Source organism: Streptomyces sp. NPDC051020 (genome assembly GCF_040683105.1).
GTDB lineage: Bacteria > Actinomycetota > Actinomycetes > Streptomycetales > Streptomycetaceae > Streptomyces.
In genome coordinates, this window is the sequence record NZ_JBFBCG010000019.1 from 1 (window position 1) to 23089 (window position 23089).

The following is a 23089-nucleotide window of genomic DNA, read 5'->3' on the forward strand; positions in this document are numbered from 1 at the left end:
GACGATCCGCAGCTTGTACTCGGCGGTGAAGGTGCGACGCTTCGGCTTCGGCGCCGGATCGGCGCCGGGACCGCTGGTGCTCGTCATACGGGTGGCTCTCCCGCTCGTTCGTCCACCCAGGCTAACTGATAACGCCGAGGTGTCTCACCCAACGATGTCAGAGAGGGTGCCGCCTTCGACCCACACACCGTGGAGCGAGCGTGGTTCAGGGCGTCAAGGTGGAGCGCGCCACTGTACGAACGACCTTGACGCCCTGGGCCACGACTGCTCGGCTCTGCCTGGGGTCGGAGGTGGTCGGGATGGGAGCCCCCACGACGCTCGCCATGCTCCGGCCGGCACTCGCGAACGGCGCCCCTCGGCGCGCGTCGTGATGGAGATCCTGGGTCACTCACAGATCGCCGTCACGATGAACATCTACACCCACGTCTCCGACGACAATCGAAGGGAGGCGATGGGCCACATGGACCGCCTGCTGCGGCGTCGCCGCCCGTCCGACTGAGCGACTGCCGTCAAGAACTACCGTCAACGCCCCCGCAGCGGCTCGCTGCGGGGGCGTTCTGGCTGGTGGGCGCGGACGGTTTCGAACCGCCGACATCTGCTTTGTAAGAGCAGCGCTCTACCCCTGAGCTACGCACCCGTGGATGAAGCAACAGCGTACATGGCACAGGGCCCATGCTCACAAACGGTTGTCCGGACCGGCGGGGAGACGGGGGATATCCCCACCCCGCTTACGGTAGCCGCCCGGATTCTCCCGGGGCCGGCTCGCTCCCTACGGTGGATCCATACCGGCGGGACAGCCCGCCGGACCGGATGGGGGATCGATCACCGTGGCACTCCGCACTCGCACCCGTACCCACACCCGCGCTCGCGCTCGCACCCTGCCTCGCGCGCTCGTCGCGTCCGGCGGGGCCGTCCTCGTCGCCCTGGCCCTCACCGGTTGTGGCAGCGCGGATGTGGACGACGCGCCGGCCGAGCACAGGTCGTTCGCGCTGAGTGGGAAGACGCTGACCATCGAATCCGGCGGTACGACCGTGGAGCTCGTGCCAGCCGATGTGCGCAAGGTCGAGGTGACCCGGCGCGTGGATGGGTGGGTGATGCTCGGGAGCGGGCCCGATGCCCGGTGGTCGATGCGGGACGACACGCTCACGCTGCGGGTGAAGTGCGACGCACTGATCAGCAACTGCGGGTCGCGCCATCAGGTGAAGGTGCCGCGTGGCGTCGCGGTGACGGTCAAAGGGGACAACGGGCGGATCCTCGCGTCCGGGTTCGACACTCCTCTCACGCTCCACTCCGACAACGGCAAGGTGACCGTGCGTGACTCCAGCGGTCCGCTGAAGCTGGCGAGCGACAACGGGGGCCTCGTCACGGAGCGGATCTCCAGCAGGTCCGTCTCCGCGCGCTCGGACAACGGGGGGATCCGGCTCGGGTTCAGCGCTGTGCCGGATCTGGTGGACACCGTCAGCGACAACGGCCGGGTGACCATCGATCTGCCGAGCGGTTCGCAGGCGTACGCGGTGACCGCCACCGCGAGGAACGGGCGCGTCTCGGTGAAGGTGCCACGCAGCGACGGCAGTGCTCATGTGGTGAAGGCGCACAGCGACAACGGTCAGATCACGGTGCGAACGGCGAACTAACCGGCCCGTGTGTTCGTCCTTACCTGGTGGGAGAATGTACCGGGCAGGGCGAAACGGCACGGGAGAGGGATGTGACGGCGACAGACGCGCGGCCGCAGGCAGGAGCGGGTGCCATTTCCGCCGTCAGGGACGTCCTCGGGTTGATGCTGCTGCCGGTGCCGCTGCTCGCCGCCGCGCTGCCGGCCGCTTTCGCCGGTGGAGGTACGCGGCGCTGGTTCGGCGGCCGTGGGGAGAGTCAGCGGGTCGAGGCGCAGGCGGCGAAGGATGCGGCTGCGGAGGCGTTCTACGAGCTGGACACCGCTCAGCGCGATCTGCAGATCTCGATCGAGACGATCACCGCGGTGGACAGTTCGCCCGCCGCGCGCAAGGTCGTGGACGACTTCGCTGCTCTGGGGCGGCGGATCGACGAGGCGAGCCATGCGTACATCACTGCGGTGGACGCGCACGACCTGGACCGGGACGATCTCGAACCGGCGATCGCGGCGCGTGCCAGGACGGAACTGACGGGCGCCAAGGACGAGCTCGTACGGGTCAAGGGCGAGCTCGACCGGTTCGCCCAGGGACTCGGTCCGCTCCTGGGAAACGCGGAGACACAGCTCGCCCGGCTCGCGCCCGCTGTGGAGCGGGCCCGGCAGGCGCTGCTCGGTGCGAGCAATGCTCTCGACTCCGTGCGCGCGTCCGGGCTGCGGGCGGACGATCTCGCCGCGCGCCTGGCGGCCCTCGCCCCCGAACTGACCAAGCTCAACCAGGGCGCCGGCCGGCACGGCGTACAGGAGACGCTGCTCCGCGCCGATCAGGTGCTGCGCGGTGCGGAGGCCATTCGGGCGGAGGCGGCGCAGCTTCCCGAGCGTGCCGCCGAGATCGACCACCGGCTGGTGTCGCTGCGGACCCGTGCCCAGGCGCTGACCACTCGCGCGGGCTCGGTGGAGCCGGTGCTGAGTGAGCTGAGGCGGCGTTTCTCGGCCGCGTGCTGGCAGGACCTCCAGCCGGTTCCGGAGCAGGCGGCGGTCCATGTGCGGCAGGCCGAGGAGAAGCTCAAGGAGGCGGCCACGGCGCGGGACGAGCAGCGCTGGGCGGATGCGACCTCGCGGCTCTCCACCGTACGGGCCCTGCTGAACGCGACGGACGAGGCGGTGTCCGCGGCCGGTGACCGGCTGCACCGGCTCGACGCCGTGGCCAAGGATCCGCAGCAGGAGATCCAGCGGACCCGGTTCGCGATCCGGGACGCGCAGCGTCTGGCCATGGCGGGCCGCAACACGCCCGACCCGCGCCATGCCCGGCCGCTGGACGACGGGGTGGCCCGGCTGGAGCGCGCCGTCGCCGGACTGGAGGGCCGCCACCCCGACTACTGGCACTTTCTGACCGAGACGGAAGCGGTGCGGCAGACGGCTGCGAGGGTGGTCTCCGAGATCCGGGAGGAGCGTGGCGCCGGGGGCTGAGCCGAGTTGTCGGGGCCCGGGGCGGGGCGGATCATGGTGGTAGTCCGAAGGAGGCCGCATCACCATGGCCCATACTCATGCTCCGCGTCTCCCGCACCTCCCTCATCACCCGCAGCGAGCGGCGCGAGGTCCGGCAAGACCCGGCAGAATGGCCCGCCTCGACGAGCATCTCCCGGTCGATCACCGGCTCAGCAGCGTCTACCGCGTCGGGGCAGGGCTGATGGGGCTGGTGCTGCTCGCCTTCGGCATCCTGGGGCTCATCGACAAGATCGGCTTCTTCGACACGGGCGGTGCCACCGTCGCGGGCCTGAACACCAACGGCGCGCTCAGCGTCCTGTCCATCTGCGTCGGCCTGCTCCTGTTCATCGGAATGGTGATCGGCGGCAACTTCGCCTCGACGCTCAACATGTTCTTCGGAATCGCGTTCATCCTCAGTGGCTTCGTCAATCTCGCGCTGCTCGACTCGGACTACAACTTCCTGGCCTTCCACCTGCAGAACGTGCTGTTCAGCTTTGTCGTCGGGCTGATGCTGATGATGTTCGGGATGTACGGGAGGGTCAGTGGCGGGCTCCCGCACGACAACCCGTACTGGCAGGCCCGCCATCCCGATGAGGCAGCCCAGGAGTTGCGCCGCAGCCGGCGGCAATCCATGCCGATTGCCCGGTCGTAGGAACGGCCCCGTCGCGGTGGTGCGCCCTCCCGGTATCGGCCCTGGGTCCCGTTGCCGGGCAGCGCCGCCGGTTACGGGAGAGCCGTTAGCCTGGGGTCATGCCTCGTTACGAGTACCGCTGCCGCTCCTGCGGAGACACTTTCGAACTCAGCCGTCCGATGGCCGAGTCTTCGGCCCCTGCCTCCTGCCCCGCCGGGCACGAGGACACCGTGAAGCTCCTCTCCACCGTGGCTGTGGGCGGGGGTTCGGCCAAGTCCGTGCCCGCCGCCCCGTCGGGTGGCGGTGGCGGCGGGGGCTGCTGCGGTGGGGGTTGCTGCGGCTGACACGGCCGTGCCGCTCGCCCCGGCGGGCGGGTGCTACCTCCTGCGGGAGAGTGTCAGCCCGTCCGCCACGGTGAGCATCACGCTGTCCATCCGCGGGTCGGCGGCCACATGCTCGTTGAACTCCTTGATCGCCGCCGCTGCGCCGGTCGCCTGCGGGTCGGTCACGCCGCCGTGGAACAGCACGTTGTCGGTGACGACGAGGCCGCCTTGCCGCATACGGGGCACCAGTTCCTCCCAGTAGGGGATGTAGTTGCCCTTGTCCGCGTCCAGATAGGCGAGATCGATGTGCGGGTCGGACGGCATGGCCCTCAGCGTGTCGAGCGCGGGGGCGATGCGCAGCTCGATCCGGTCGGCGACGCCTGCCTTCTCCCACGCCTCCCTGCCGTAGGCCGTCCACTCCTCCGAGATGTCGCAGGCGATCAGCCGCCCGTCGGCGGGCAGCGCCTGCGCCATGGCCAGGGCGGAGAACCCGGTGAATGTCCCGACCTCGACGATGTGCCGGGCCCCGGTCAGCCGGACGAGGAAGGCGAGCAGTGGCCCCTGTTCCTCGGCGGACTGCATGCCGGCCTGATCGGGAAGGCGTGTGTATGTGGTCTCGACGAGCTCACGCTGCACTGCGTCGAGCGGCGGGTTGTGCGCCAGCATGTACGCGTACAACTCGTCCGTGATCTTGGTTTCGTTTCCCTTGCTCATCGCAGACTCTCTTCGTGCCTGCCGGGCAGGCTGGTCTGGTTCCCGAATACCGGAGTACGGCGGGAACGCGGCGGCTGCCAGCCACTGTTCCCTGTCGGTCCGGGCTTGTCGAAGATCGAGTCGACGTGTTGCTCCGCGCACCGGTGCAGCCGTTCGGCGCCGGCCGCGCAGGATTCAGAGAGCGCGCCGGGGGACGGAAGCCCGGATGAATCGGCGGAGGATCTCCTCGCCCGCCGCCACACCACGTTCCGTCAGGACGTCGACGTGCGGGGCGCTCCAGCCGGTGTCGGCGAGTTCGCCGTGGCCCGGACGCCAGGCGAGGTCGGCGGCGAGGAGCAGATCGGCATCGAGGAGCGAGTCGCCGGCGGCGAGGGTGAGCGTGGCGCCGGAGCGGCGGGCGACCTCGTGCATCGCGGCGCTCTTGGTGAGCGGCCTGGGCACGGCGTAGATCTTGCGGCCCTGGAGGGACACGGTCCAGCCGCGGGGCCCCGCCCACTCGGCCAGTTCCTGCAGCCAGTCCGTGGGCAGCAGCGAGCGTTCGACGACGAGATAGGCGAAGAGGTCCTCGGCGACTCGTTCCTTCAGCAGCCAGGCGGGGTCGGCGGCGGCCACGAGGTGGGCGCGGACCTCGGCGAGCGAGGCACACTCGTCGGCCAGCCGGCGAGCCACCCGGTCCTGCCAGTCGGGATCGGAGACGCCGTCGACCAGGAGGTGTCCCCCGTTGGCGCAGATGGCGAACTTCGGTGCGGGGCCGGGGAACTGGATGCGGTGGTACTGCTCGCGGGTGCGGGTGGTCGTGGGTACGAAGACCGTGGCGCGGGCCAGTTCGTCGACGAGTGCGGCGGCCGTCTCCGTCATGTAAGAGAGCGGCTTGTTCCCGTACACCTCGACGCAGAGCAGCCGGGGGGCGTCCGCGTCCGGCATGGCGAGCTGGAGTGCCGCCGTCGAATAGATGAGGGTGCGGTCGAGGTCGCTGGCGACCAGCGTCACAGGGGTGGTCGGGGCGGTCGGGGCGGTCGTCATGGCCGGGTGGGTCACTGTGACGCCACCGCCTTGCCGTCCGCGCCCGTCGCTCCGCGGGTGTACTTCGGGTGGATCAGTCCGACGCAGGTGTACGGGAGACCGTCGACCTCCTCGACCGGCACGCCGCGCTGCTCGGCCAGCAGCCGGATGTGTTCGAGGTCGGCACCGGCGCCGCGCTTGGCGAGGATCTTCCAGGGGACGCGTCGCAGCAGTACGCGGGTGGTCTCGCCGACCCCCGGCTTGACCAGGTTCACATCATGGATGCCGTATTCCTCGCTGATGCGCTCGACGGCCGCCCAGCCCTCCCAGGTGGGGGCGCGGTCGGCCGTGAGCAGCTCCTTGACCTCGGCGTCCACGGCGTCGACGACCTGGTCGAAGTGGGCGGCGACGGTGTCGAGGAAGTGGCCGGACACATCGGCTTCCGCGAGCTCCTGGTAGAACTTCGCGCCGTGGAAGTCATGGGGGCCGACCAGGTCGGACCGGAGGACGGTACGGGAGATCAGCCCGGAGACAGTGGAGTTGAGGCAGGCGGACGGGATGAGGAAGTCCTCGCGGGTGCCGTAGGTGCGGACGCAGCCGCCTGGGTCGGCGAGGACCGCGATCTCGGGGTCGAAGCCGTCGAACTCCTCGAGTGCGGCGGCCAGTTCGCGGGTGATGGCGCCCTTGCCGGTCCAGCCGTCGACGAAGACGACGTCGGCGGGGTCGTGGTGGGTGGCCAGCCAGCGCAGGGCGTTCGCGTCGATGCCCCGGCCGCGCACGATGGAGACGGCGTAGTGCGGCAGATCGAGCCCGTGACGGTGCTGGGCCCAGCGGCGCATCAGCACGCCGACCGGGGTGCCGGCCCGCGCGAGGGAGACCAGGACGGGGCGGGGGGTGCGCTCGGCGAGGACCGTCTCGGTGACGGTTCCGACGGCCCGCGCGATGCGGGCCGCCGACAGGTCCAGGGCCGCCTTGAACAGGTCCTGGTACTCGGCCGACGGCTGGTACTCGACGGGCAGCGACTCGGCGTAGTGCGCGCCGCCGCTCTGTATCGCCTCCTCGCGCTCCTCGGTGGGCGCCTCCAGCTCGGTGTCCGAGAGGTCCTGGAGCAGCCAGCCGACTTCTTCCGGCGCGTAGGAGGAGAAGGCTGGGCCGCGGAGGGGCTCGGACAGCATGGGAGGTTCCTGCCGTTCGGGGGCGGTGGAGGGGGCGGACGACGGGACGTACGAGGGGACGACGGCCAGCAGGACGTGGGAGGTGTGCGCGTCGAGTTCCGCCAGCAGGCCGTCCGGGGCGTGCAGTTCCGGGGTGTCGGCGGCGGAGTCGACGACGACGACCACGGCGTCGAAACCGGCGTCCGCGACGTTGTACGCGTAGCGGACGCCGGGGCCGTCGGCCGGGTTGTCGTGGGCCGGGAAGACCAGCCGGCTCCGTATCGCGTAGCCGGGGTCGTTCACGGCGAGGACGGGGGACCGTGTGGTGGTCGAGTAGCGCACCTCGGCGTCGGTGTGCTCCTCCAGGGCGGTACCCAGCCGGAGCGGTGCGTACATCAGCTCCTCGAAGCCGAGGACAAGTATGCGGCGGGCGTCACCGCCCAGGGCGCCCGCGATGCGGGCAGCCATGGCGGGGAGGGCCGATTCGAGCGTCTCGCGGTGGGCGGGGGTGAAGCCGTGCCGTCCGCCGTCGGGCACGCCGGCGGGCCACTCAAGCTCCACCCGGGTGCACGGGCTGCCGCGCCGTGCCGCGTCGGCCCGGGCGGGTTCCCGCTCCGACTCGTGGGCGGCGACCAGGGCCTGGCCCTTCTCCAGAACACCGTCCGGGAGCCGGACCGTGCCCGTACCCCTGGCCACCAGGTCGACGCGGGCGCCGATCTCGGCGGCGAACCCGGTCAGCCGTTCGCGGTCGGCCGCCGACCGCATGTCCACCAGAGCCACGATGACGTAACGGTCGCGCGGGTACAGCTCATGCAGCGCGCGGATCGTGTTGAGCACGGTGTTGCCCGTGGAGAACTCGTCGTCCACCAGCACGAGCGGCGCCCCGCTCCCGCGCGCCAGCAGGGCGGGGTCCTCCGGCAGCAGCAGATGCGACGTCGCGTGCGAGTGCGACTCCTCGAAGCCGCCCGCCCGGGCCACGCCCTCGACCGGACGCCGCGTCGAGTGGAGGTAGGGGACCACGCCCAGCCCGTCGGCGACCGCGTGGCCGAGGCCGGTGGCCGTCTCCGCGTACCCGAGCACCACCGCCCGGCGGGCCTCCGCCTCCCCGAGGAGCGCGCGCACGCTCAGGCCGAGCTCGAACCCCGCGCCGTACACCACGGAGGGCCGCTGCGGCACATGCTTGCCCAGCACGTTGGAGACGAGCAGATGGGCCCGCTTGGGGTTGCGGCGCAGGGCGAGGCCCAGCAGTTCCCGGAGCTCCCCGTCACCCTCGGGCTTTCCGTTGCCGACGAGCTCGACGCCCAGCCGCTCCGCCACCCAGCTACCCGACCACACCACGTTCGCCGTCTCTTTCCTTGCTGCGCGTTCGCTCATCGAGACGCGCTCATTCCGCCGGCCCCGCGGCCAGCAGATCCACGAAGCCGACGTCTTCCTTCGCGACACCGAAGACCTCGGCCCGTTGCAGGGTGCGCTCGGCCCAGGCGCGGTGCGGCTTCACTTCATTCATCTTGTTCGTGTATACGGAACGCATCACTCCGCCACCGCCCCGCTCCGGCCGCAGGATGTCCTGTGCGTCGCTGAACTCTTCGTGACTGACCACGGACAGCGCGTGCACCGGCGCGACGTGCGACGGGTGGATGCAGGTCTTGCCGAGCAGCCCGTTGGCCCGGTCGAGCTCGATCTCCCGCAGCAGGCCGTCCAGGTCGTGCTCGATCAGTGTCGTGCGCAGCTCCTCGGCCCGGCCTTCCAGGAAGGGGCTGCGGCGCAGCTGCGGCTTGAACATGCGCTCCTGGAGCCGGAAGTACTCCCACACCGGTCCGGTGATCGTGAAGCCCGTCCCGTCCGACCGGCCCAGCACATTGACCACATCGGCTATGACCGCGGCGACGAGCTGGACGTCGTACGCCGTCATGTCGGGCGCCCTGCGCAGTCCGTACGCCGAGCAGAAGTCGGTGACCCCGAGCCGCAGGGCGAGCACCCGGTCCCGGTACGTGTTGACGGTGCGGACGATTCCCCGGAGCGCCGCCGCGCGGGTCTCCAGGTGCAGCAGCTCGGGCGATTCGAGAACGGGCATCGCGAACAGGCGCTGTCCCCCGGCCGTCTCGGCCTTGGTGAGCGCCTCCATGAACGGCAGGCCACGCTCTTCCGTGAACTTCGGAAGTACAAAACCGGACAACAATCGGACGGAGCTGCCGAGCCGCTGCACCAGGTCCGTTATCTGCTCCGGTTCGCGGACCCGGATGAAGAGCAGCGGCACCTCGGCGCCGCGCGCAGCGAGGTCGCGGAACTGCCTGACCAGGTTCTCCTCGGCGTCCAACACCTCGGAGTCGTCGATGGAGTCCTCCAGGCACAGCACCATCGAGACGACACCGCGCCCGGCCTGTTTGAGGACGTCATCGGCCAGCCGCGGCCGGGTGGCCGGGGAGTACAGGGTGGCGCCGAGAGCGGCCGAAAGCATCCGGGCGGGGGAGTCCGCACCGAATTCGCACGGCTGCTGAAAGAACAGACCTTCCCGCGCAGCGGGCGAGATGTGCCCGAAATGACGCATGTAATTCCCCCGTACTGCCGGATCGACCGGACGACGTGTGGCCGGTAATAGTACGTACGGACGGGTGTCGAGGGTTCCCCACGTGCATGAATTCCGGGTAACTCGTCCATTTCCCGACGGTTCCGCAGGGCCCGGAGGACGTGGTTCCGACACACTGCCGAGACATGGTTCGGGCCCCCACGTTGTCTGCGCAGGCAGCCAGCAGGCAGGATGACCGCCATGACGCACGCGATGCTGAAGGGCTCGAACGTCCCCCTCGATGCCATGGCCGTACGGGCCGTGCTGCGCTGGACTCCGGGCGCCGGGGTGCCCGATGTGGACGCCTCGGCCCTGCTTCTCGGCGCCGGTGGCCGTGTGCGCTCGGACGAGGACTTCGTGTTCTACAACCAGCCCCGGCACCCCTCCGGCCTGGTACGACGGCTACCGAAGCGCAGTGTCGCCGAGGGGCTCACCGACACCATCGAGGCCGACCTGGGCGCGCTCGACCCGTCGGTCGAACAGGTGGTCGTCGCCGCTTCCTCCGACGGGGCCGCCTTCCAGCAGGTCCACGATCTCCGCATACTTCTCTACGACGCGGCATCGGCGGGCGGCGACCCGCTCGCCGTGTTCGATGTACGGCCGGAGACCGGCGAGGAGACCGCGATCATCTGCGGTGAGCTCTACCGGCGCGGCGATGGCTGGAAATTCCGGGCGGTCGGTCAGGGCTACCCGACCGGACTGGTGGGGCTCGCGACCGCATTCGGCATCTCGGTCGACGAGGCGGAGGCCGCGGCCGATCCCGATCCGGCCCCCGTCATGCCGACGGTCGCCCCGGTGTCTCCCCCGGCACCGGCACTCGGACCCGACTCGCAGGCCACGGTCCAGCACCAGCAGCCCACGTACGGCTACCCGCAGCCCGCAGCCGCCCCGCCTGCGGACGGCTACCCGCAGCCCGCGGCGGCCGCCCCTGCTCCTCAGCCCGCATACGGCTACCCGCAGCCGGCCGCGCCGCAGCCCGCATACGGCTATCCGCAGCCCGCGGCGGCCGCCGCGCCCGCCCCGGACCCGAATTTCGTGCTGCCGCCGCAGGGCCCCCAGTTCGTCCGCTCCTGACCGCCGCGGCGGCGGGCGCCCTCTCAGGCCCGGGACTTGTAGCCGCGCCCCCACTGCAATCCCCAGCCGTACAGCCGGTCCAGCTCCGACTGGAAGCCGTAGACGAACTTCACCTCGCGCCGCACGATCAGCTCGCCCTTGACGTTCTCCACGGTGAACACGGCGCACGAGCGCGCCTGCGGGGCCCGCTCGTCGAGCTCGATCTCGATCCGCGGGCCGTTGCCCGGGTAGAGCGTCACCTTGGCGTGTGTACGGTCGAAGGCCGGCGTCTGGTCGTAGATGTAGACGAAGAACAGCAGCCGCTTGATCTGGTCCCGCTGGTCGAGGTTGACGTACACGGTCTCCCCCGACGGCGCCCCGAAGCGGTCGTCCCCGCTGAGCCTGATGTACGGCGGCGCGTTCAGATCGCCGATCAGGTTGCCGAGCGGCTGCACCACACCCTTGGTGCCGTCCGTCAGCTCGTACATGCAGCCCAGGTCCAGGTCGACGTTGACCACGCCCTGGGTGTGCGCCTGGACCACATCGGGCTGGAAGAGCTTGAGCGGCCGCAGCAGCCGGCCGCTCTGCCGCGATCTGCCCTCGATGTCGGACGTGCGCATCCGCCAGGAGAGGTTGACCCGGAGGTTGCCGGTCAGCGCGCCCTGTTTGGTGAGGGAGACCGTGGCGTGCCGCTTGGAGAGCACGATGGAGTTGGTTGCCGCGTTGCCCGACTCGAACTGTGCTTCCCGCCCCGGCCACAGGCTGTCCCAGAACGCCATCCCCAACCCCCACATGTCTCGGTAGTGCCCAGGCCCCGCACGCATCACTGCGGGGCGGCCCGCGGGCCGGGTCCGGGTGTTCCCGGAGAACCGTCGCCGTACGGACCGCCCCGCTGAGAGCGTTCCTCAATCCCTACCGGGTCACACCCCGGACGGGACCTCCGCCTTGGAGCCTGAGTTGTCGCCGCCTCCGGCCTCCATCGCCTTGTTGCGCCGGACCGAGGACCAGAAGGACAAGCCGATCAGCACGACGCCGACGAGACCGGTGATGACCTCGTTGATCTGGTACTGGATGGTGATGAGAAGGATGACGGACAGCGCGCCGATGGCGTAGTGCGCGCCGTGCTCCAGGTAGACGTAGTCGTCCAGGGTGCCCTGGCGGACCAGGTAGACGGTGAGCGACCGGACGTACATGGCGCCGATACCGAGGCCGAGGGCCATCAGCACGATCTGGTTGGTGATGGCGAAGGCGCCGATGACACCGTCGAAGGAGAAGGACGCGTCGAGGACTTCGAGGTAGAGGAACATGAAGAACGCGGCCTTGCCGGAGAGCGCCACCGCGGACACCTTCTTGCCGGTCTTCCTGGCCTCTTCCTCGGCCTCGTGCTCGCGTTCCTCGTCTTCCTCGAGCTTGTTCTCGAAGTAGCCGGAGAGACCGCCGACGATGAGGTACGTGATCAGACCCGCGACACCCGCGAGCAGGACGGTCTCCGCCTTGTCCGCGTGCGCACCGCCGTGCTGGTGCGCCTGGGTCGCGAAGGTCATGGCCGAGACCAGCAGCACGATGAGCGCGATGCAGACCGACAGCATGTCGACCTTGCCGAGCTTGGCGAGCGGGCGCTCGATCCAGCGCAGCCACTGGATGTCACGGTCCTCGAAAATGAAGTCGAGGAAGATCATCAGAAGGAACATGCCACCGAAGGCCGCGATCGCCGGGTGGGCGTCCGTGACCAGTTGCTGGTAGCGGTCGGGCTGGTTGAACGAGAGATCGACCGCCTCGATGGGCCCGATCTTGGCAGTGATGGCCACGATCACGACGGGGAAGACCAGCCGCATACCGAAGACCGCGATGAGCACACCGACCGTCAGGAAGATCTTCTGCCAGAAGGCATTCATCTTCTTCAGGATTCCGGCGTTGACCACCGCATTGTCGAAGGACAGCGAGATCTCGAGGACGGAAAGGATCGCGACCACGCCGAACGCTTCCCACCCCCCGTATATCACCGCTGCGACCAGGCCGAGCGCGGTGACCGCGAACGACCAGCCGAAGGTTTTCAGAAGCACTGGTTACCCCATCGTGTATGTAACTGGGTCTCCCCCGGATGTGTACGGGGCTCCCCCGCTGTGTGCGGCTTTACGAAACGTTGACCCCGAAGTCTAGAGCGATGCCCCGCAACCCCGACGCGTACCCCTGTCCCACTGCACGGAACTTCCACTCTCCGCTGTAGCGGTAAAGCTCCCCGAAGATCATCGCGGTCTCGGTGGAGGCGTCCTCACTCAGGTCGTAGCGCGCGAGTTCCTGGCCGTCCGCCTGATTCACCACGCGAATGAACGCGTTGCTGACCTGACCGAATGTCTGGCCGCGATTGTCGGCCTCATGGATCGAGACCGGAAAAACGATCTTGTCGCAGTGGGCGGGGACCTGGTTGAGGTTCACGATGATCGACTCGTCGTCGCCCTCGCCCTCACCCGTGAGGTTGTCGCCCGTGTGTTCCACGGAGCCGTCCGGACTCGTGAGGTTGTTGTAAAAAACAAACCATTCGTCGCCGAGCACCCGGCCCGACTGGCACAGCAGCGCGCTGGCGTCGAGGTCGAAGTCGGCGCCCGTGGTGGATCGTGCGTCCCAGCCGAGGCCGACGAGCACCTGGGTGAGGTTGGGTGCGGCCTTGGAGAGGGAGACATTGCCTCCCTTGGCGAGCGTGACGCCCATGGTGTGAGTCCTCCCCGAGTCGATGAACCGTCTGTTGAGCGCGTCCGGCGCCACACTCGGTGCGGCGCCGGACAGGGACGTGCTGGGGGTGTACGGCGGATCATGGCCGGACACCTCCGGGGGCGCGGCCCGGGCTGTGCCTTCTCAGGTACGGCCCGGTCGCGCGCTCCGGGCCGTACCTCAGACGTTGACGCCGAAGTCCTGCGCGATGCCGCGCAGACCCGAGGCGTAGCCCTGGCCGATGGCACGGAACTTCCACTCGGCGCCGTTGCGGTACAGCTCGCCGAAGACCATCGCAGTCTCCGTCGAGGCGTCCTCGCTCAGGTCGTACCGCGCGAGCTCGCTGTTGTCCGCCTGGTTGACCACGCGGATGTACGCGTTGCGCACCTGGCCGAAGCTCTGCTGGCGGGTCTCGGCCTCGTAGATCGAGACCGGGAAGACGATCTTGTCGACGTCGGCCGGGACTCCGGCCAGGTTCACCTTGATGACCTCGTCGTCGCCCTCACCCTCACCCGTGAGGTTGTCACCGGTGTGCTCGACGGAGCCGTCGGGGCTCTTGAGGTTGTTGAAGAAGACAAAATTACCGTCGCTGCCGACCTTGCCCTCGGCGTTGGTCAGCAGCGCGCTGGCGTCGAGGTCGAAGTCTCCACCGGTGGTGGTACGGGCATCCCAGCCCAGACCGACGACGACGGCGGTCAGGTTGGGCGCGGCCTTGGTCAGCGAGACGTTGCCGCCCTTGCTGAGGCTGACTCCCACGAGTCCTCCCATTGGTTTCTTGGGGGCCGACGACTGCCGGCGCCTCCACGTTGCGTTGGCATCGGATCAACGAGTGGATCCTAGTGACCGGTTCCCGGCCAAAACAGGCTTTTGGCCGGGGGGCGCCAGGAGATCGGCCGGAACACCGGGGCGGGATCGTCCGGAACCGGATCAGATCGCGTCGAGGGCCTTGATGTAGTCGTTCAGGTCGCGCGCGTCCGGCAGGCCGTTGACGACGGTCCAGCGCACCACGCCCTCCTTGTCGATGACGAAGGTGCCGCGCACCGCGCAGCCCTTCTCCTCGTCGAAGACGCCGTAGGCCCGGGAGGCCGCGCCGTGCGGCCAGAAGTCCGAGACCAGCGGGTACTCGAGGCCCTCCTGCTCGGCGAAGACGCGCAGGGTGTGGATGGAGTCGTTGGAGACGGCCAGCAGCTGCGTGTCGTCGTTCTGGAACCGCGGCAGCTCGTCACGGAGGGCGCAGAGCTCACCCGTGCAGACGCCGGTGAAGGCGAACGGGTAGAACAGCAGCACCACGTTCTTCTCGCCGCGGAAGTCGGAGAGCTTCACGGTCCGGCCGTGGTTGTCCTTCAGCTCGAAATCCGGGGCCTGGGTACCGACCTCGATCGCCATGGAAACGCGTCCCTTCGCTGCTTCACCGGGCTGGGCTGTCCGGGTGGACTCCCAGCCTACGCAGAGGCCTCGTCGGGCCTGCGGAGAGGGATGTGCGCGGGCGCGGGACATGCGTACGGGCATGCGAAGGCCCCCGCAGGTGCACGACCGGCGGGGGCCTCGTGGTGAGTGCGGTTCAGCGCCTGGCTTTGGCCGACCTCGGGGTGACCAGACGGCTGCCCGTCCAGTCCTTGCCCGCATTGATGCTCTTGGTCTGGGACAGACCGGCTGTCTGGCCGGCCTCGTTGATATCGCTCGGTTCGACGTAGCCTTCGCGGCCGGTCTTCGGCGTCATCAGCCAGATCACACCGCCTTCGTCGATCAGACCAATGGCATCCACCAGCGCGTCCGTAAGGTCGCCGTCCTCGTCGCGGAACCACAGCAGGACGACGTCAGCGACGTCGTCGTAGTCCTCATCGACGAGTTCCTGGCCGGTAGTGGCCTCAATGCCCTCACGGAGCTCCTGCTCGACGTCGTCGTCGTAGCCGATCTCCTGGACCACCTGTCCGGGCTCGAACCCCAGCCGTGCAGCCGAGTTGGTCCGTTCCTCCGCGTGGTCCGCGGTCGCGCTCACGGGTTGCCTCCTGATCATGTTTCGGAAAATGCTTCAGCCACGCGCGTGCGCGGGGCATTGGCCGTAGTCCACACGGGCGCGGCGGATCGCGCAAGTACCCAGCGTGCGAGACCGCCTAAACGGTGACGTTCCCTGCCACGTCGCCGCACGATCGGCAGGTCCCTGACTGGGCTCCACACGGCCGTCCACACCCTTTACGTCCTTGCACAGCTTATGCCGTTTCAGTCCGCCAATCGGAGTCGAACAGCCTTTGGGAACGCTTGGACGGGTTGGGCGTATGGTTGCGTTTTGATCCAACCCGTCTGCCGGGCCGCCCTGGCGCACCGGACATGATGCCTCCCCACCTGGCGGTTACCCCTCGGTAGAGATGACGTACGCGCCGTCGCGGTACACGATGGTGCTGGCGTACATGCATACATCCCGGGGGCATGCCTCCCGTAACCAGGCCCCGTAGAGCAGCACCGAACAGCGAAGGAACAGCGTGGCTTCCGGATCCGATCGCAACCCGATCATCATTGGCGGCCTTCCGAGCCAGGTCCCGGACTTCGATCCCGAGGAGACCCAGGAATGGCTCGACTCACTCGACGCCGCCGTCGACGAGCGCGGCCGTGAGCGGGCCCGCTACCTGATGCTCCGGCTCATCGAGCGCGCGCGAGAGAAGCGCGTCGCCGTGCCGGAGATGCGCAGTACGGACTACGTGAACACGATCGCCACGAAGGACGAGCCGTTCTTCCCCGGCGACGAGGAGATCGAGCGCAAGATCCTCAACGCGACCCGCTGGAACGCGGCCGTGATGGTGTCGCGCGCCCAGCGCCCGGGTATCGGCGTCGGCGGTCACATCGCCACGTTCGCCTCCTCCGCCTCGCTGTACGACGTGGGCTTCAACCACTTCTTCCGGGGCAAGGACGACGGTCTGGGCGGCGACCAGATCTTCTTCCAGGGGCACGCGTCCCCCGGTATCTACGCCCGCGCATTCCTGCTCGACCGGCTGAACGAGGCGCAGCTCGACGCCTTCCGCCAGGAGAAGTCGAAGGCGCCCAACGGACTGTCCAGCTATCCGCACCCGCGGCTGATGCCGGACTTCTGGGAGTTCCCGACCGTCTCGATGGGCCTCGGTCCGCTCGGTGCGATCTACCAGGCCCGGATGAACCGCTACATGGAGGCACGCGGCATCGCCGACACCTCCCGGTCCCACGTCTGGGCCTACCTGGGCGACGGCGAGATGGACGAACCCGAGTCGTTGGGCCAGCTCTCCATCGCCGCCCGTGAGGGCCTGGACAACCTGACCTTCGTGGTCAACTGCAACCTGCAGCGCCTCGACGGTCCGGTGCGCGGCAACGGCAAGATCATCCAGGAGCTGGAGTCGCAGTTCCGCGGCGCCGGCTGGAACGTCATCAAGCTGGTCTGGGACCGCTCCTGGGACCCGCTGCTGGCCCAGGACCGCACGGGCATCCTGGTCAACAAGCTGAACACCACGCCGGACGGCCAGTTCCAGACGTACGCCACCGAGTCGGGCGCGTACATCCGTCAGCACTTCTTCGGGGACGACCCGCGGCTGCGCGACATGGTCAAGGACATGACTGACGACCAGATCCTGCACCTGGGCCGCGGCGGTCACGACCACAGGAAGGTCTACGCGGCGTACGCGGCGGCCAAGGCCCACAAGGGCCAGCCGACGGTGATCCTCGCGCAGACGGTCAAGGGCTGGACCCTGGGTCCGAACTTCGAGGGCCGCAACGCGACCCACCAGATGAAGAAGCTCACAGTCGAGGACCTCAAGCGATTCCGCGACCGGCTGCACATCCCGATCACGGACAAGCAGCTGGACGAGGGCTACCCGCCGTACTACCACCCGGGCCGCAACTCGGAAGAGATCCAGTACATGCACGACCGCCGCAAGAGTCTGGGCGGCTACGTCCCGACCCGTGTGGTGCGCGCGAAGCCGCTGGCCCTGCCCGAGGACAAGACGTACGCGACCGCGAAGAAGGGCACGGGCCAGCAGTCGATCGCCACGACCATGGCGTTCGTCCGCATCCTGAAGGACCTCATGCGGGACAAGGAGATCGGCAAGCGTTTCGTGCTGATCGCGCCCGATGAGTACCGCACCTTCGGCATGGACGCGTTCTTCCCGAGCGCGAAGATCTACAACCCGCTGGGTCAGCAGTACGAGGCAGTGGACCGCGATCTGCTGCTCGCGTACAAGGAGTCGCCGACCGGTCAGATGCTGCACGACGGCATCTCCGAGGCGGGCTGCACGGCGTCGCTGATCGCCGCGGGTTCGGCGTACGCCACGCACGGCGAGCCGCTGATCCCGGTGTACGTCTTCTACTCGATGTTCGGTTTCCAGCGCACCGGTGACCAGTTCTGGCAGATGGCCGACCAGCTCGCGCGCGGCTTCGTGCTGGGTGCGACCGCCGGTCGTACGACGCTGACCGGTGAGGGTCTGCAGCACGCGGACGGCCACTCGCAGCTGCTCGCCTCGACGAACCCGGGCTGTGTGGCGTACGACCCGGCGTTCGGGTACGAGATCGCGCACATCGTCAAGGACGGTCTGCGCAGGATGTACGGCGAGAACAGCGAGGACGTCTTCTACTACCTCACCGTCTACAACGAGCCGATCCAGCACCCGGCCGAGCCGGAGAACGTGGACGTCGAGGGCATCCTCAAGGGCATCTACCGCTTCAGGAGCGGCGAGAAGGGCGTGATCCCGGCCCAGATCATGGCGTCCGGTGTGGCGGTCCCGTGGGCGGTCGAGGCGCAGCGGATCCTCGCCGACGAGTGGAACGTGAAGGCGGACGTCTGGTCGGCGACCTCCTGGAACGAGCTGCGCCGCGAGGCCGTCGAGGTGGAGCGGTACAACCTGCTGCACCCGGAGGAGGAGCAGCGTGTCCCGTACGTGACCCGGAAGCTCGCCGGCTCCGAGGGCCCGTTCGTGGCGGTCTCGGACTGGATGCGTTCGGTGCCGGACCAGATCGCGCGCTGGGTTCCCGGTGCGTACCAGTCGCTCGGTGCGGACGGCTTCGGCTTCGCCGACACGCGTGGCGCGGCCCGCCGGTACTTCCACATCGACGCGCAGTCGATCGTCCTCGCGGTGCTCACCGAGCTCGCGAAGGAGGGACGGGTCGACCGTTCGCTGCTGAAGCAGGCGATCGACCGGTACGAGCTCCTGGACGTGACCGCGGCCGAGCCGGGCGCGGCCGGCGGCGAAGCGTAGGCCCGATCGGACAGATCCGAAGGGCGGCGGACCTCCAGGTCCGCCGCCCTTCGGCGTCAGTTCTCCCAGATCTTGAAGGCCCTGACCCGGTACGGGGACTGCGGCACCCAGGTGCCACCGCCCGGATAGGTCTCGAACTCACCGGTCTCGGCGCACTCCGCCGACTGGTAGGTGGTGACGGGCCGGCCGGTGCGGTTGGCGAGCGACTGGGCCTGTCCGGCCGGTGGCAGCGGGACACAGCTCTCGATGTCGATGGTGGACAGTTCGTGGACCTGCCGGGCCCCGGTGAAGTCCGGCTTCTCCCAGAGGCAGAGCTGACCGCTTCCGCAGGCTCCGAGGCGGGCGGGTGCGGTGCGGGCCGCGGCCTGCGGGGTCGCGGCGCGGACCGCCGCCTGCGGAATCAGGGCTGTGACAGCCAGGGCGGCGGCAAGAACGGTCGTACGCATGGAAATCGACCCCCGTGGTGGTGCGCATCAGTTGCACGCACCCTGACCTGCCCGGCAGCACCCTCGGAAGGGGCTGTGGAGCACACCACCCTGATAGGCGACAGCCCCGCCGGAACGTTCCGGCGGGGCTGTTGTACGCACTGTGTTGACGCCACGGAGGCGTCGCGAGGAGCGGTCAGATGTGACCCGCGCCCGCGCCGGCCTCGGCGTTCGCACCGCGCTTGGTGAGCGTGGCGACCAGCGCGGCGACCACCGCGACGATGCCGGCAACCATGAACGCCGTGCTCATGCCCGACACGAACGTGTCATGGGCGACGCCCGCGATCTGCGCCGCGACCTCCGGCGGAGTGTTGCCGGCCACCGGCGCCACGCCGACCTCGACGGCCGAGGACGCGGCGTCCAGCTGTTCCGGCGCGAGGGGCGGAAGCTTCGCGGCCGCCCAGTTGTCGGCCAGCTCCGCGTCGACCCGGGAGGCCATGACCGCGCCCAGCACCGCCGTACCGAGGCTGCCACCGACCTGCATCGCGGCCTGCTGAAGACCGCCCGCGACGCCGGAGAGCTCGATCGGAGCGTTGCCCACGATGACCTCGGTGGCGCCGACCATCACCGGGGCGAGGCCGAGGCCGAGCAGACCGAACCAGATGGACATGGTCAGGGTGCCGGTGCCGATCTCCAGCTGGGACATCCCGAACATGGCGACCGCCGTGCACACCATGCCGCCGACCAGCGGGACCCGCGGGCCGAACTTGGTGATCATGGCGCCGGCGAGCGGCGAGGCGACAATCATCATCCCGGTCAGCGGCAGCAGGTGCAGACCGCTGTCGACGGGGCTCAGACCGTGCACGTTCTGCAGGTAGAAGGTGACGAAGAAGAGTCCGCCCATGAAGGCGAACGCCATCAGCACCATCAGGACCACGCCCGCGGACAGCGGCACCGAGCGGAACATCGCCAGCGGGATCAGCGGCTCCCTGACGTTCTTCTGGGAGACGGCGAACACCACGAACAGGGCCACCGCCGCCCCCAGGAAGCCGAGCGTCTTGAAGTCGCCCCAGCCCCACTGCGCACCCTTGATGAGCGCCCAGATCAGGCAGAACATCGCCTGCGACAGCAGCACGATGCCGCCGATGTCGAAGGAGCGCGGCGCGTTCTCGGCGCGGTGGTCCTTGAGGATCACCACACCGAGCAGGAGCGCGATCACTCCGACCGGCACATTGATGAAGAAGACCGACTGCCAGCTGACGTGCTCGACGAGGACACCGCCGAGGATCGGTCCGCCCGCCGTCGAGGCGCCGATGACCATGCCCCAGATACCGATCGCCATGTTCAGCTTCTCGGCCGGGAAGGTGGCGCGCAGCAGGCCGAGCGCGGCCGGCATCAGCAGTGCGCCGAAGAGACCCTGCAGCACCCGGAACGCGATGACCAGGGCCACGCTGCTGGAGAAACCGATGGCTCCCGATGCCGCGGCGAAGCCCACGACACCGATCAGGAAGGTCTGGCGGTGGCCGAACCGGTCACCGAGCTTGCCCGCGGTGATCAGGGAGACCGCGAGTGCGAGCATGTAGCCGTTGGTGATCCACTGGACGTCGGCGAGCGAGGCCTTCAGGTCCTGCTGGATGGCGGGGTTGGCGATCGCGACGATCGTGCCGTCGAGCGCGACCATCATCACGCCGATGGCCACGGAGAAGAGCGTCAGCCAGGGGTGGCCGCGAAGCCCCTTGGCCGGGGCTGGAGCAGGAGCGCCCTGCGGCTCCCGCAACGGCTTTTCTGCGGTGGTCTGACTAGTCATGCGAGGGACACTAGTGTCAGCCGCTGACAGTTGACAAACCATTTCACAAGCCGGTAACTGTCACTTAGCTCACAGGTACCCTGAGCTGGCCAAAGAGACAGAAAGAGGACCGCTCAGTGACCGATGTCCGGCGCGCCGCAGAGCAACCGACCGGGCTGCGGGAACGCAAGAAGCGACACACCCGGGACGCCCTCCTGCATGCCGCTCTCGACCTCTTCACCACCCAGGGGTACGACGCGACCACCATCGACGAGATCGCCGACGCCGTCGAGGTCTCCCAGCGCACCTTCTTCCGCTATTTCGCCAGCAAGGAGGAGGCCGTCTTCTCCCTCCAGGAGATGATCGAATCGCATTTCCTCTCCGAGCTGCGTCAACGACCCGCAGCGGAAGCCCCTTTCGAGGCAATGCGCAGCGCGGTCCTGTGCACGTGGAACAGCATCGGCGAGGCGATCGAGGAGATCGTCACGGTCGAACTCCACATGCGTACGTACCGGATGATCGAGTCGACCCCTTGCCTGCTCGCGGCCCACCTGCGGCGCAGCTTCGACCTGGAGACCGAGATAGCCGAGGTGATCGCCGGGCGCGAGGGCCTCGACATCCGGACGGATCCGCGACCGCGGGTCGCCGTGGCCGCGTTCTCCGGGGTGATGCGGGTGACCGGGCAGCTGTGGGGGCAGGGGCGGGACACCAGCATGGATTCGCTGCGCACGCTGACCGAGGACTATCTGGACCAACTGGGCCCGGCGCTCGCAGGGAACTGGCGTACGCCGGTCGAACCCGCGACCGCCACGCCCGCACCTCCCGCCGGATAGTTCCGCCCCGGCCATGTGCCGAATGCCTCATCTCGGAGCATGACGGACTTCACAACTGCCATACCACAACCGGCCCGTGCGGGACCGGAGCGGCGCGAAACCCGCCGGAGCGTACCGGGCACGCGCACGGAGCGTGAGGGAAACCGAGCCCAATTCCCTGCAAGCGAGTGATGTGCGTCACCCGGCTCACAGAGGTCGTCGCGCGTCTCCTAATGTGGGCCGGAGTGACTTCCTTCGACTCCTCCCCCACGCTCACCGCATGGCGCGCGCTGCTCGCCGTCGCGGTCGTGTTCGTGATGCTGGCGACCACCGGCTGGACAGCCGTACGTCACCAACCCTCCCGCGAGCCACGCGACATCGCACTCGCCTCCTGGGCGCGGGGGCGGATAGCGGGTCACCCGCTGCCGGACGCCGATGCACCGCCGTACCGGCTGGCGCAGTTCTTCGCCACGCTCACCGCCGCGCAGCGGTCCGCGCTCGCCACCAGGTACCCGTTGGTCGTCGGCAATATGAACGGCGCCCCGGTCACCCTGCGCTACCGCGCCAACCGGCGGGCCCTGGTTCAGGCGCGGGGGGTCGAGCGGCGGCGCATGCACGACGTCAGGCTCTCCCCGGACGGCCGCGCGGAGGCGCTGCGCCGGATGAAGCGCTTCGGGTCGATGCTGGCCCACGGCCGGCATTTCCTGGCCTTCGACCCGTCCGGGAAGGGCCGTGCCGCCGAGGTGTTCGGTGACCTGGACAAGGCCGAGCGGATCTCGATGGTCGTGCCCGGTGTCGACACCAACCTGCTGACGCTGGAGCGGACCGGGCCGAAGGTCGACGCCGCCCCCGTCGGCATGGCGAAGTCGCTGTACGCGGCGGAGCGCGCCGCCCGCCCCGGCACCCGGACCGCCGTCATCGCCTGGGCCGACTACACCGCGCCCGCCGGTATCGGTATGGACGCTGCCCTGGGGGGCCTCGCCGCGCGCGGCGCGGTCCGGCTCAATGCGCTGGTCGGTGCGCTGCCCGGCACGGCAAAGGTCTCGCTGTTCTGTCACAGCTACGGGTCCGTGCTGTGCGGTGTCGCCGCGGAGGATCTGCCGTCCCGGGTCGCCGACATCACGGTCGCGGGCAGCCCCGGCATGCGGGTGGAACACGCGGCGCAGCTGCACACGTCGGCCGCCGTCTGGGCGATGCGGGACCGCAACGACTGGATCCAGGACGTACCGAACATGGAGGTCGGCGGGCTCGGCCACGGGGCCGATCCGGTGGACCGGGGCTTCGGCGCGCGGGTCGTCTCGGCGGGCGACGCCAACGGGCACAGCGGCTATTTCGTGCCGGGCACCGAGAGCCTTCGCAACTTCGCCGCCATCGGCGTGGGTGCCTACGGCTCGGTGACCTGTGTGAGTACCGACAGCGCCTGCCACAAGGGAATTTCCGGCGCCGAAGGCGCGTGACGCGCGTAAGACCGACCGGCACATGGGGGGTGGGAGAAGGAGCGGGGCTGGGTGCGTGCAGCTGCCAGGCGGAGGAGGGAGGCAACGCGGAGCGTTGGTGACCGACGACAACGCCGCAGATGTGCGCACCCAGCCCCGCGACGCCGCCTCCCA

The 23089-nt window shown here is 69.1% G+C and carries 20 protein-coding genes, 1 tRNA gene and 1 pseudogene; 9 read left to right on the top strand and 13 right to left on the bottom strand.

What is annotated here, in order from left to right; genetic code table 11:
• Positions 1-358 precede the first annotated feature (358 nt).
• Positions 359-499: pseudogene (locus tag AB0N06_RS12825) on the top strand (site-specific integrase); the annotation flags it as partial.
• A gap of 63 nt (positions 500-562) precedes the next feature.
• Here AB0N06_RS12825 and AB0N06_RS12830 read toward each other — a convergent pair.
• A tRNA-Val gene (locus AB0N06_RS12830) sits at positions 563-637 on the bottom strand.
• Positions 638-878: 241 nt separating this feature from the next.
• On the opposite strand from AB0N06_RS12830, the gene AB0N06_RS12835 reads away from it, so the two are divergent.
• The 4 genes from AB0N06_RS12835 (at position 879) to AB0N06_RS12850 (ending at position 4066) form a co-directional block, all read left to right on the top strand.
• A complete protein-coding gene (locus tag AB0N06_RS12835) occupies positions 879-1634 on the top strand; it encodes a DUF4097 family beta strand repeat-containing protein (RefSeq protein WP_366134792.1) in 756 nt (251 codons plus the stop codon).
• A 71-nt stretch (positions 1635-1705) separates the two neighbouring features.
• Positions 1706-3073 carry a hypothetical protein gene (locus AB0N06_RS12840; RefSeq protein ID WP_366134705.1) on the top strand — a complete coding sequence of 456 codons (1368 nt, stop codon included), beginning with the start codon at positions 1706-1708 and terminating at the stop codon, positions 3071-3073.
• A 148-nt stretch (positions 3074-3221) separates the two neighbouring features.
• On the top strand, positions 3222-3743 hold the full coding sequence (locus AB0N06_RS12845) for a DUF4383 domain-containing protein (protein ID WP_366134706.1): 522 nt from the start codon (positions 3222-3224) through the stop codon (positions 3741-3743).
• Positions 3744-3841: 98 nt separating this feature from the next.
• Positions 3842-4066, top strand: coding sequence for a zinc ribbon domain-containing protein (locus AB0N06_RS12850; protein ID WP_366134707.1), 225 nt, complete (start codon positions 3842-3844; stop codon positions 4064-4066).
• A 33-nt stretch (positions 4067-4099) separates the two neighbouring features.
• Here AB0N06_RS12850 and AB0N06_RS12855 read toward each other — a convergent pair whose 3' ends face one another.
• From AB0N06_RS12855 to AB0N06_RS12870, 4 genes are all read right to left on the bottom strand, one after another.
• Positions 4100-4759 carry a class I SAM-dependent methyltransferase gene (locus AB0N06_RS12855; RefSeq protein WP_366134708.1) on the bottom strand — a complete coding sequence of 220 codons (660 nt, stop codon included), beginning with the start codon at positions 4757-4759 and terminating at the stop codon, positions 4100-4102.
• 174 nt (positions 4760-4933) lie between these two features.
• On the bottom strand, positions 4934-5782 hold the full coding sequence (locus tag AB0N06_RS12860; RefSeq protein WP_366134709.1) for an HAD family hydrolase: 849 nt from the start codon (positions 5780-5782) through the stop codon (positions 4934-4936).
• A gap of 11 nt (positions 5783-5793) precedes the next feature.
• On the bottom strand, positions 5794-8289 hold the full coding sequence (locus AB0N06_RS12865) for a phosphoribosyltransferase (RefSeq protein WP_366134710.1): 2496 nt from the start codon (positions 8287-8289) through the stop codon (positions 5794-5796).
• 10 nt (positions 8290-8299) lie between these two features.
• Positions 8300-9463 (bottom strand): HpcH/HpaI aldolase/citrate lyase family protein, encoded by a 1164-nt coding sequence (locus AB0N06_RS12870; protein ID WP_366134711.1) that lies wholly within the window; start codon positions 9461-9463, stop codon positions 8300-8302.
• A gap of 219 nt (positions 9464-9682) precedes the next feature.
• Between AB0N06_RS12870 and AB0N06_RS12875 the strand changes: the two genes are divergently transcribed.
• A complete protein-coding gene (locus AB0N06_RS12875) occupies positions 9683-10555 on the top strand; it encodes a TerD family protein (protein ID WP_366134712.1) in 873 nt (290 codons plus the stop codon).
• Between the two features lie 23 nt (positions 10556-10578).
• Here AB0N06_RS12875 and AB0N06_RS12880 read toward each other — a convergent pair whose 3' ends face one another.
• The 6 genes from AB0N06_RS12880 to AB0N06_RS12905 all read right to left on the bottom strand — a co-directional run bounded on the left by AB0N06_RS12880 (position 10579) and on the right by AB0N06_RS12905 (position 15242).
• Positions 10579-11313, bottom strand: coding sequence for a Tellurium resistance (locus tag AB0N06_RS12880; protein ID WP_366134713.1), 735 nt, complete (start codon positions 11311-11313; stop codon positions 10579-10581).
• A 141-nt stretch (positions 11314-11454) separates the two neighbouring features.
• Complete coding sequence (locus tag AB0N06_RS12885) at positions 11455-12597, bottom strand: DUF475 domain-containing protein (RefSeq protein WP_366134714.1); 1143 nt, start codon at positions 12595-12597, stop codon at positions 11455-11457.
• Positions 12598-12667: 70 nt separating this feature from the next.
• Positions 12668-13243, bottom strand: coding sequence for a TerD family protein (locus tag AB0N06_RS12890; protein ID WP_366134715.1), 576 nt, complete (start codon positions 13241-13243; stop codon positions 12668-12670).
• A gap of 180 nt (positions 13244-13423) precedes the next feature.
• Positions 13424-13999, bottom strand: coding sequence for a TerD family protein (locus tag AB0N06_RS12895; protein WP_037696943.1), 576 nt, complete (start codon positions 13997-13999; stop codon positions 13424-13426).
• Between the two features lie 171 nt (positions 14000-14170).
• A complete protein-coding gene (locus AB0N06_RS12900) occupies positions 14171-14629 on the bottom strand; it encodes a peroxiredoxin (protein ID WP_366134716.1) in 459 nt (152 codons plus the stop codon).
• A 175-nt stretch (positions 14630-14804) separates the two neighbouring features.
• Positions 14805-15242 carry a DUF3052 domain-containing protein gene (locus AB0N06_RS12905; protein WP_358858917.1) on the bottom strand — a complete coding sequence of 146 codons (438 nt, stop codon included), beginning with the start codon at positions 15240-15242 and terminating at the stop codon, positions 14805-14807.
• A gap of 481 nt (positions 15243-15723) precedes the next feature.
• Here AB0N06_RS12905 and aceE point away from each other — a divergent pair, with 481 nt between their 5' ends.
• Entirely contained in the window at positions 15724-18456 is a 2733-nt protein-coding gene (gene aceE / locus AB0N06_RS12910; RefSeq protein ID WP_366134717.1) for a pyruvate dehydrogenase (acetyl-transferring), homodimeric type, read from the top strand.
• Between the two features lie 56 nt (positions 18457-18512).
• Here aceE and AB0N06_RS12915 read toward each other — a convergent pair whose 3' ends face one another.
• Both AB0N06_RS12915 and AB0N06_RS12920 read right to left on the bottom strand, forming a co-directional pair.
• Entirely contained in the window at positions 18513-18902 is a 390-nt protein-coding gene (locus AB0N06_RS12915) for a peptidase inhibitor family I36 protein (protein WP_366134718.1), read from the bottom strand.
• 175 nt (positions 18903-19077) lie between these two features.
• Positions 19078-20688, bottom strand: a complete 1611-nt coding sequence (locus AB0N06_RS12920) for an MFS transporter (protein ID WP_366134719.1) — start codon at positions 20686-20688, stop codon at positions 19078-19080.
• Positions 20689-20804: 116 nt separating this feature from the next.
• Here AB0N06_RS12920 and AB0N06_RS12925 point away from each other — a divergent pair, with 116 nt between their 5' ends.
• Both AB0N06_RS12925 and AB0N06_RS12930 read left to right on the top strand, forming a co-directional pair.
• Entirely contained in the window at positions 20805-21500 is a 696-nt protein-coding gene (locus AB0N06_RS12925) for a TetR family transcriptional regulator (protein WP_366134720.1), read from the top strand.
• 224 nt (positions 21501-21724) lie between these two features.
• Complete coding sequence (locus tag AB0N06_RS12930) at positions 21725-22936, top strand: alpha/beta hydrolase (protein ID WP_366134721.1); 1212 nt, start codon at positions 21725-21727, stop codon at positions 22934-22936.
• Positions 22937-23089: the final 153 nt, after the last annotated feature.